This is a genomic window from Streptomyces sp. NPDC050625, from assembly GCF_040654755.1.
Lineage (GTDB): Bacteria > Actinomycetota > Actinomycetes > Streptomycetales > Streptomycetaceae > Streptomyces.
Map to the genome: position 1 here is coordinate 413995 of NZ_JBFAIQ010000001.1, position 9222 is coordinate 423216.

The 9222-nt window shown below is 70.4% G+C and carries 7 protein-coding genes; 4 read left to right on the plus strand and 3 right to left on the minus strand.

Annotated elements, in window-relative coordinates; genetic code table 11:
- Positions 1–35: 35 nt before the first annotated feature.
- Positions 36–536, minus strand: coding sequence for a transcription elongation factor GreA (gene greA, locus AB0I54_RS01975; RefSeq protein ID WP_363293893.1), 501 nt, complete (start codon positions 534–536; stop codon positions 36–38).
- 167 nt (positions 537–703) lie between these two features.
- The gene (locus tag AB0I54_RS01980) at positions 704–1102 is read right to left on the minus strand and encodes a DUF4307 domain-containing protein (RefSeq protein ID WP_363293894.1); all 399 of its coding nucleotides are present in this window, start codon (positions 1100–1102) and stop codon (positions 704–706) included.
- A gap of 146 nt (positions 1103–1248) precedes the next feature.
- On the opposite strand from AB0I54_RS01980, the gene mca reads away from it, so the two are divergent.
- Together mca and AB0I54_RS01990 are read left to right on the plus strand one after the other, a co-directional pair.
- A complete protein-coding gene (gene mca / locus AB0I54_RS01985; protein ID WP_363293895.1) occupies positions 1249–2130 on the plus strand; it encodes a mycothiol conjugate amidase Mca in 882 nt (293 codons plus the stop codon).
- A 1-nt stretch (position 2131) separates the two neighbouring features.
- Positions 2132–2365, plus strand: coding sequence for a hypothetical protein (locus AB0I54_RS01990; protein ID WP_363293897.1), 234 nt, complete (start codon positions 2132–2134; stop codon positions 2363–2365).
- Positions 2366–2425: 60 nt separating this feature from the next.
- On the opposite strand, the gene AB0I54_RS01995 is transcribed toward AB0I54_RS01990, so the two are convergent.
- Complete coding sequence (locus AB0I54_RS01995; protein WP_363293898.1) at positions 2426–5626, minus strand: tetratricopeptide repeat protein; 3201 nt, start codon at positions 5624–5626, stop codon at positions 2426–2428.
- A 198-nt stretch (positions 5627–5824) separates the two neighbouring features.
- On the opposite strand from AB0I54_RS01995, the gene AB0I54_RS02000 reads away from it, so the two are divergent.
- Positions 5825–7105, plus strand: a complete 1281-nt coding sequence (locus AB0I54_RS02000) for a recombinase family protein (protein ID WP_363293899.1) — start codon at positions 5825–5827, stop codon at positions 7103–7105.
- Between the two features lie 51 nt (positions 7106–7156).
- On the plus strand, positions 7157–9187 hold the full coding sequence (locus AB0I54_RS02005; protein WP_363293900.1) for a thioredoxin domain-containing protein: 2031 nt from the start codon (positions 7157–7159) through the stop codon (positions 9185–9187).
- The last annotated feature ends 35 nt before the right edge of the window (positions 9188–9222 follow it).

Sequence of the window (9222 nt, forward strand, 5' to 3'; positions counted from 1 at the left end):
ACGCCGGGGGCCCACCGGGAAACCGGCAGCCGGGATCAGCCCGAGTAGGCCTCGGCCTTGAGGATCCGCACCGAGGCCCGCTTGCCGTTCGGCAGCTCGTACTCCGCGTCCTCGCCGACCTTGTGGCCGATCACGCCGGAACCCAGCGGGGACTGCGGTGAGTACGTCTCGATGTCGGCGCTCGCGTACTCGCGCGAAGCGAGCAGGAACGTCATCGTGTCGTCCTCGTCGCCGTCGAAGGCGATGGTCACGACCATGCCGGGGGCCACGGCACCGTCCGCGGAGTTCGGAGCCTCGCCGACCTTGGCGTTCTCCAGAAGCTGGGTCAGCTGGCGCACACGGAGCTCCTGCTTGCCCTGCTCCTCCTTGGCCGCGTGGTACCCGCCGTTCTCGCGCAGGTCGCCCTCCTCGCGCGCGGCCGCGATCTTGGCGGCGATCTCCGTGCGCGCAGGACCAGACAGGTACTCCAGCTCGGCCTTGAGCTGGTTGTACGCCTCCTGGGTCAGCCAGGTGACGTTCTCGCTGGTCTGGGTCACAGGTGCTCCTCGTAGGTACTGGGAATACAAAGCATCGCCCTACCCAGAAGAATGTTCCTTCACGGATGGGCGAAACCACGAGCCTAACAATTCAACGGCTGAAGGGGGAGGACATAAGCCATCAGAATTACATCAACGCAGGTCACTGGCCATGTGCCGGGTTGAAGTCACCCGGCGTGGCAGCCGACCAGCTCGGCCGTCGTGCCCCGGGCCGTTGTACGGAGCGTCACGACCTTGTCGATGCTTGTGGCCGAACCGGTGAAGCGGAAGTCCGCCCGGCCGACCTCCGTGCCGTTCTCGCTCTGGGAGCGCAGGGTGCAGTAGCCGTCGGCGCCGGCGTCCTTGTGGACCTCCAGATGCACCTCGACCGCGCTGTCCGAGGCCTTGAAGGCGATCACCTGCGCGCTGATCTCGTTCTGCGCGACGTAGTGGTAGGCGAAGTAGCCGACCAGCGCCAGCAGGGCCGCGCCGAGGGCGATCCCGGCGATCTTCAGGCGGCGGTCGGAGCGCTCGTCAGAGGGACGGCCGTAGCGGCCCTCGGGCAGCCGCGTGCTCGCCGTACTCATGATCGTCCTCTCGCCGGGTCGGGACATACACCCCGAAAGGGGTCTCCGAGGCTGGACCCCGGAATTATTCGCCCCCCGATTCGGTCACTATAGGAGCGCCGACCGCACCCGAAGACACCGGGCGCCAATTTACTGAGGATTGAGTCTTGACTGACCAGCTGCGACTGATGGCCGTTCACGCGCACCCCGACGACGAGTCGAGCAAGGGCGCGGCCACCATGGCGAAGTACGTGTCCGAGGGGGTGGACGTGCTGGTGGTGACCTGCACGGGCGGGGAGCGCGGCTCCATCCTCAATCCCAAGCTGCAGGGCGACAAGTACATCGAGGAGCACATCCACGAGGTACGCAAGAGGGAGATGGACGAGGCCCGCGAGATCCTCGGCGTCAGGCAGGAGTGGCTCGGATTCGTCGACTCCGGCCTGCCCGAGGGCGACCCGCTGCCCCCGCTGCCCGAGGGCTGCTTCGCCCTGGAGGACGTGGACAAGGCGGCCGGTGAGCTGGTCAAGCAGATCCGCACGTTCCGTCCCCAGGTGGTCACCACCTACGACGAGAACGGCGGCTACCCGCACCCCGACCACATCATGACCCACAAGATCACCATGGTGGCGTTCGAGGGCGCGGCGGACACCGAGAAGTACCCGGAGTCCGAGTTCGGCCCCGCCTACCAGCCGCTCAAGCTCTACTACAACCAGGGCTTCAACCGCCCCCGCACCGAGGCGCTGCACAACGCGCTGCTCGACCGCGGCATGGAGTCGCCCTACGGGGAGTGGCTCAAGCGCTGGGCGGAGTTCGAGCGCAAGGAGCGCACGCTCACCACGCACGTGCCCTGCGCCGACTTCTTCGAGATCCGCGACAAGGCGCTGATCGCCCACGCCACGCAGATCGACCCCGACGGCGGCTGGTTCCGGGTTCCGATGGAGCTCCAGAAGGAGGTCTGGCCGACCGAGGAGTACGAGCTCGCGAAGTCTCTCGTCGATACCTCCCTCCCCGAGGGCGATCTCTTTGCGGGCATCCGCGACAATGCCTGACATGAGCGCGAGCCTGGCACTGACACACCTCGTCCCCCTGGCCAAGGAGGTCGACGAGAACAAGGTCACCCCCGGCGTCCTCGGCTTCATCGTCTTCGCGGTGATGGCCGTGGCCGTGTGGGGCCTGATGAAGTCCATGAACAAGCACATGGGGAAGGTCGACTTCAAGGAGGCCCAGGACCCGAAGGCGGAGTCCGGGACATCCGTGGCCGACCCGAAGGCGCAGCGGGGCTGACCCGAGGCGCGGGGCTGACCCCAGGCGCGAGGCCGGCCGGAGACGCGGGGCCGGCCTGGGTCACTGCCTGGCCGGCGCCGGGACCCCCATGACCTCCCGGGCATGCCGGTCCGGCACCATGCCGAGCCGCCATGCCTGCCAGCCCGCCTCCAGGTTCACTCCGCGCTCCAGCAGCAGCGCGTACGCGGCGGTGTACTCGTCCAGCTTCCCGTCGCGGGCCGGGTGCCCGGTGCGGGAGAGCTGGGCCAGCTCCTCCTGGGCGACGGCCGTACCGACCTCCACACCGCCGGGCGCGGCATAGGGCAGCAGGGTGCAGCGCAGGAAGCGGGCCCAGTCCTCGCCGCGCCGGTCGCCGTACGCGGTGAACAGGCCGATCGCCTCGTCGCACAGGGCGAGGGCCTGCTGGGTGCGGGTGTTGCCCGCGTCCACGACGGCCAGCTCCAGACAGGTCCAGGCCTCGCCGTGGGCCACGCCGATGCGCTGGAAGTCGGCACGGGCGTCGACGAGCAGCTGCCTGGCGAAACCCGAGTTCCTCAGCGAGCCCGTCTGGGCGGCGCGCTGGTCCCGGGTCACCCGGGCCGAGTGGTGGCGGGCGCAGGCCAGGCCGTACACGTCGCGCATCCGGGAGAACATCGTGCGGGAGCGTTCCAGCTCGCGGACCGACAGATCCAGGTTGCCCGTCTCCTCCAGGGCCTGGCCGAGGTAGTAGACCGTCCAGGCCTCACCGCGCACGTCCTCGTTGTCGCGGTGCCGGGCGGCCGCCCGGCGCAGCTCGTCCACCGCCGGGGACGGGTCGCCGGCCACCAGCCGGGCGCGGGCCAGCTGGGTGAGCGCCCAGGCCTCGCCGCGGGCGTCGCGCGTGCGGCCGTAGCGTTCGAGGGCGGCCCGCAGTTCCTCCTCCGCGCGCGGCACGTCCCCCATCCGCAGCCCCAGCTGGCCCAGCTGGAAGTGCGCCCATGCCTCGCCGTGCACGGATCCGCCCTCGCCGTGCAGGACCAGCGACCTGCCGAGCAGGTCCAGCGCCTCCGGCAGCCGGCCGCGGTCGCGCTGGACCGCGGCCAGCGCATGCATAGTCCAGGCGCGGTCCGTCGCCAGCTCGGGCGGCGCCTGCAGATCCAGGGCCTCCTGCAGCTTCGCCGCCGCCTCCGTGAGCTGGCCCTGGTGGTGCAGCGTGATGCCGAGCGAACACAGGGCACGGGCGGCGCCCGCGTCGTGATGCGCCTCCATGTAGAGATCGACGACGGAGGCCAGGGTGGCACGGGCCTTGTCCAGCTCGCCCAGCTGGCGGGCCGCGATGCCGGTGCGCCACTGCACCGAGCGCACCAGCAGGCCCTGGTCGACGGCCTGCGCCAGCTCGCTGATCTCGCCGAGGCGATAGAGGTCGCCGCGCAGCAGGCAGTAGTCGCACAGCGCGCCGAGCAGGTTCAGTACGGCCGCCTGGTTCACGCCCTCCGCATGGCGCAGGGCCGCCGTGATGAAGCTCGACTCGTCGTCCAGCCAGCGCAGCGCCTCGTCGAGGGAGGTGAAGCCGTGCGGGCCGAAGCGGTCCGAGCGGGTGGACATATTGCCGTCGACCAGACGGAGCACGGAGTCGGCGAGCTCCCCGTAGTTCACGATCAGACGCTCCTGCGCGGCAGTGCGCTCGGCCGGATCCTCCTCGTCCAGGAGACGGGCCTGGGCGAAGACGCGGACCAGATCGTGCAGCCGGTAGCGGCTGCCGCGGACATGGTCGATCAGGCCCGCCTGCGCGAGCGCCACCAGATGGCGGGTCGCCTCCGCCTGGTCCGTGCCGAGCAGCGCGGCGGCCGCCGCCGCGCCGAGCGAGGCGCGACCGGCGAGGGCGAGTCTTCTCAGCAGCCGGCGCCCGGACTCGGACTGGTCGCTGTAGCGCAGCCACAGTGCGCGCTCGACCGGTTCCACCGGTCCGTAGGCCGCCAGGTCCGTGGCCAGCCGGCGCGGTGAGCGCGGGCCGAGGGACGAACCGGCGATGCGCAGCGCGAGCGGCAGCCCGCCGCACAACTCCCTGATCCGGTCGGCCGATTCGGCGTCGTAGGGCCCCGACATGTCCTGGGCGGCCGCGCCCAGCAGTTCCTCGGAGCCGACCGCGTCCAGCGAGTCGACCGGGAGGTGGTGCACCCAGGCCGCGAGGTCCGCGGGCAGGTCGAGGGGTTGCCGGGCGGTGACCAGGACCAGGCTGTCGGAGCGTTCGGGGACGAGGGTGCACACCTGCTCGGGGTCCGAGGCGTCGTCCAGCACGATCGTCACCGCGAGGCCCGTCAGATGCTGGTGGTACAGCTCGCTCAGGCGCTTGACCTGCTGGTCAGGGGAGGAGCGCTCACGGAACAGGAGCTGTTCGCGGGGCGCGCCGAACCGGTTGAGCAGATGCAGCAGGGCGTCGCGGGTGGGCAGCGGCGGCTCCTCGCGGCTGTCGCCGCGCAGATCGACGACGACGGCGCCGCGGAAGTGGTCCCTGAGGTCGTGCGTGGCGCGGACGGCGAGCGTGGTGCGGCCGGAGCCGGGCGTCCCGTGCAGCACGACCACCGTCGGCCGGGTCTCCGTGGCCGCCCTGGCCGCCCGCACCCACTGCCGGATCCGGGCCAGCTCCTGCCGCCGTCCCGCGAACGGCCCTGCCGGTTCGGGGAGTTGCCCGAACGACTGCTCCAGCACCGTACGCCTGCGGGCCGCCGCGCTCTTGTCCGAGCCGCGCAGCTGCGGGCCCGTCTTCTTCGGGCCGGTGGAGGCGCTGAGCACCCGCTGCTGGTCGAGGAACGGGCGGATACCGCGCACCTCCAGCGCCGTCAGCCACTGCAGGCGCAGCTGCTCGGGGCCGCCCGGCTGTCCGACGGCTCCGGCGCGGTGGTGGGCGGCGGGCAGATGGGAGCCCGCCACCTTCACGACGGTGGCCGCCGCGCCGACGACGCCCACGGCCACGCCCGCGCCCACCGCCGTGCCCGCGCCGGTGCCGAGGGCGAGGTCGGCCACGGTGGCGGCGACTGCGGCAACGGCCGCTATCAGCAGGGGAGTTCCGGCACCCTCGCGGGCGTAGCGCTGTCCGAAGGTCTGCCGTCCGGCGTCCGCCTCGTCCAGGCCGCGGGTATAGGCCTCGTACTCCTCCACGGCGGTCCGGGCCATGTCGTCCAGGGCACCGCGCGCCCGTGACAGCAGCACCTGCCCGTCCACGCGCCCGCCCGAGCGCCGTACCTCCTCCTCCACGGCCCGCACCACCAGCCGCTCGGCCTCCGTCCGATGGCTGTCCCGCATCTCACGTCCCCCTCCGGCGGCAACTCCTTTGCCTACGAGTGTCCTTCGGGGGAGGCGGGAGCGCGAGAGGGCGACGATCACTGACTCCACTTCCGTGACCCTGAGTCCACTCGATCGTTCTTGTCGGTGTCGCTCTGGTTGTCGAATGGGGGTCTTGTGGACGATCTTGTGGCGCAGTGTGGACCTGGAGTGATTCGCGTGGCGTCCTATGCCCGTACGTCGGAGGATTTCCGCCAGCGGGACGGGCACGGGGTCCGTCATCAGTTGCGGATCAATGAACGAATCGCTCATGAGTACGGCTGCCGGGTGGTCGCCGTGTACACCGACAACGGATGCACCGCCTCGAAGCCGGGAGTGGCCAGACCTGGGTTCGACCGCCTCCTCGGTGACCTGACGCGCGGCCATGAGGCGGACGGGCAGGCGCTCGATGGGGTCGTCTGCGTCGCGGACGACCGCCTGTATCGGCGCCCTGAGGATCTCGCCCGATTCTTCGCCGCGCTGACCAGTCGGCCCGGACGTGTCTACGTCGATCAGCGAGGCGTCCGGGATCCCTACTCGCAGGAAGGGCTCTTGGAGGCCGTGCGATCGCTGGAGGCGGCGGTGACGGAAACGCGGGTCAGGAGTCAGCGGGTGTCGAACTGGCACTGGGCTCGAGCAGTGGAAGGGGTGCCGCACAGCGGACCGCGCCCGTTCGGCTGGCTCGGGGACAGGATTACGCTGCATCCCGAAGAGTCGACGCTGGCCGAGCAGGCGATCAATGATCGCATCGGTGGAAAGGCTGTCCGCGCCATCGCGCGCGAGTGGTGTGATGCCGGCGTCACCGGGACTCGTGGCAGCAGACCCAATGCCCAAACGGTCACCCAGATCATGACTGCACCCAGGGTCTGCGGCTATCGAGCGAACAGGGGCGCTCTCCTGCTGATGCCGGAGACGGGACAGCCGGTGCTGGGCCAGTGGGAACCCATTGTGACGCCGGACCGGTGGAAGGCGGTGTGTGCGACCTTCTCGCCAGGCAGCCTGTATCTGCACAGAGGCAGTGGCACGCCAAGACTCACCGGACAAAGGGCCTCACCGCGTCATCTCGGCAGCGGCTTCCTCAGGTGTGGGGCCACCCGCTCCGACGGCACGCCGTGTCGTGGAGCGCTGTGCGCTCAGAAGGGGAGAAGCAGGAAGAGCCCCTATGTCTACACGTGCGGTTCCTGCGCACACTGCAGCATCAGCGGGCCGCTCGCCGATGAGGCCCTCGAAAGGATCCTGTTCTCCGAAGCCCCGCCGGGCCTGCGCCTGCCGGAATCCGTGCGCCGACGCTGGCAGTCCGGGGAGGCAGGTCTGGATGAGAAGCGAAGGAATATCGCGTCCATCATCACCTGCTGTGTCGTTCGACCGGGCGTGAAGGGGAACCACGCCTGGGACTACTCGCGAGTAGAGCCCCTCTGGCGTCTCCCGGATCACAGCCCATCGACCGCGGCGATCGGCTGATGGACGGCCTTTCTTGCGACGGTCTGGACCATGTGGGGCAGGATGGGGGGTATGCCGAACCGATTGGCTCATGAAACGTCCCCGTACCTGCTCCAGCACGCTGACAATCCGGTCGACTGGTGGCCTTGGTCGGAAGAGGCATTCGAGGAGGCACGGCAGCGCGAGGTACCGGTGCTGCTCAGCGTCGGCTATTCGAGTTGTCACTGGTGCCATGTCCTCGCCAGTGAAAGCTTCGAGGACGACGTCACCGCCGCCTTCATGAACGAGCACTTCGTCAGCGTCAAGGTCGATCGTGAGGAGCGTCCCGACGTCGACGCCGTCTATATGGAGGCCGTCCAGGCCGCCACCGGGCAGGGTGGCTGGCCCATGACCGTGTTCCTCACGCCGGACGCCGAGCCCTTTTACTTCGGCACGTATTTCCCGCCCGCTCCCCGCCATGGCATGCCCTCCTTCCGGCAGGTGCTGGAGGGGGTCCGGCAGGCCTGGGACGAGCGGCGTGACGAGGTCACCGAGGTTGCCGGGAAGATCGTGCGGGACCTGGCCGGACGCGAGATCGAGTACCAGGCCGCGCAGGTCCCCGGCGAGGGGGAGCTCGCTCAGGCGCTCCTCGGGCTCACCCGTGAGTACGACCCGCAGCGCGGCGGATTCGGCGGCGCGCCGAAGTTCCCGCCGTCCATGGTCGTCGAGTTCCTGCTGCGCCACCATGCGCGGACCGGCTCCGAGGGCGCGTTGCAGATGGCGCAGGACACCTGCGAGCGGATGGCGCGCGGTGGCATCTACGACCAGCTCGGTGGCGGGTTCGCACGGTACTCCGTCGACCGCGACTGGGTGGTGCCGCACTTCGAGAAGATGCTCTATGACAATGCGCTCCTGTGCCGCGTGTACGCCCATCTGTGGCGGTCCACCGGCTCCGATCTCGCCCGCCGTGTCGCCCTGGAGACCGCCGACTTCATGGTCCGCGAACTGCGCACGAGCGAGGGCGGGTTCGCCTCGGCGCTGGACGCCGACAGCGACGACGGCACGGGCAGGCACGTCGAGGGCGCGTACTACGCCTGGACGCCGGACCAGCTCCGCGAGGTCCTCGGGGACGACGCCGAACTCGCCGCCCACCACTTCGGGGTGACGCAGGAGGGCACCTTCGAGGAGGGGCAGTCCGTGCTGCAACTCCCGCAGGACGAGGGGATGTTCGACGCGGCGAAGATCGAGTCCATCAGGGAGCGGCTGCTCGCGGCGCGCGCCGAGCGCCCCGCCCCCGGCCGTGACGACAAGGTCGTGGCCGCCTGGAACGGGCTGGCCGTCGCCGCGCTCGCCGAGACCGGCGCCTACTTCGACCGCCCCGACCTGGTCGAGGCCGCGGTCGGCGCCGCCGATCTCCTCGTACGGCTGCACCTGGACGACCATGCCCGGCTGGTCCGTACCAGCAAGGACGGCCGGGCCGGTGCCAACTCCGGTGTGCTGGAGGACTACGCCGACGTCGCCGAGGGCTTCCTCGCGCTGGCAGCGGTGACCGGGGAAGGGGTGTGGCTGGAGTTCGCCGGACTGCTCCTCGACCAGGTCCTCACCCGCTTCACCGACCCGGACAGCGGCGCCCTGTACGACACCGCCGCCGATGCCGAGCGGCTCATCCGCCGGCCGCAGGACCCCACCGACAACGCCACCCCCTCCGGCTGGACCGCCGCCGCGGGCGCCCTGCTGAGCTATGCCGCCCAGACGGGTTCCGAGCCCCATCGCACCGCGGCGGAAAGGGCGTTGGGCGTGGTGAAGGCGCTCGGGCCGCGCGTGCCGCGGTTCATCGGCTGGGGGCTCGCCGTCGCCGAGGCACTGCTCGACGGCCCGCGGGAGATCGCGGTCGTGGGACCGGCGCTCGACGACGAGGCGGCAAGGGCCCTGCACCGTACGGCACTTCTGGGTACCGCGCCCGGCGCGGTGGTCGCGTTCGGTGCACCGGAGAGCGACGAGTTCCCGCTCCTCGCCGACCGTCCGCTGATCGGCGGCGCGCCGGCCGCGTATGTCTGCCGTAACTTCGCCTGCGACGCCCCGACGACCGATCCGGAGCGGCTGCGCACGGCGTTGAACAGCTGAAACGGCATGAGGGCAACCGTCGTAAACGTAACTAG